The sequence below is a fragment of the Shewanella saliphila genome, from assembly GCF_014648295.1.
In the GTDB taxonomy this organism is placed as follows: domain Bacteria; phylum Pseudomonadota; class Gammaproteobacteria; order Enterobacterales; family Shewanellaceae; genus Shewanella; species Shewanella saliphila.
On the sequence record NZ_BMQV01000122.1, the window covers coordinates 1 to 528 of the forward strand.

1 protein-coding gene is annotated in these 528 nt (G+C 41.3%); it reads right to left on the bottom strand.

The window, feature by feature from the left end; translation table 11 throughout:
• The coding region (locus tag IEY48_RS20355; RefSeq protein WP_188923352.1) for an IS4 family transposase at positions 1-528 on the bottom strand (528 nt) is incomplete at both ends.

Sequence of the window (528 nt, forward strand, 5' to 3'; positions counted from 1 at the left end):
AAATTAAAATTCCCCATAATTCTTGATAAATACCTTCGACTTTTTGGCTTCTAAGGACGGCTTGATTGTTCAGTTGACCTTGCTTGAGTTCACCATAACTCTGCTCTATTTCCCATCGTTCCCAATAAACGTTAACGATATCTTTCAATGGGTAGGTCATCGGGCATTCTAGTGAGGTTATAAACCCTTTGATTTCTCCTTTAGGCTCAGGAATAAGCACTAAACGAGCTTGCCAGCTATCCCCAAGATGAGGGTATTTTCTTTTTGCATCAGGTGACACAGGCATTTTTATCAGTTTATCGTGCTCTGAGTATTCTTCTAAAACTTCGTACCTAAATTTGCTTTTTATCGGTGTGAGCCAATGAGTATTCGCTCCCGCTCCACGCCATGATTCAAAAAGCTCTGCAGACATGAAACCACGGTCAAAAAGAGTCAACGAATTATCTGGGGCAGAGCCTACAAGTTGTTGAGCATAAGATATTTCACTGTTTGTTATGGGGCCGAATGCTGCATCTGAAATGAGGTGAG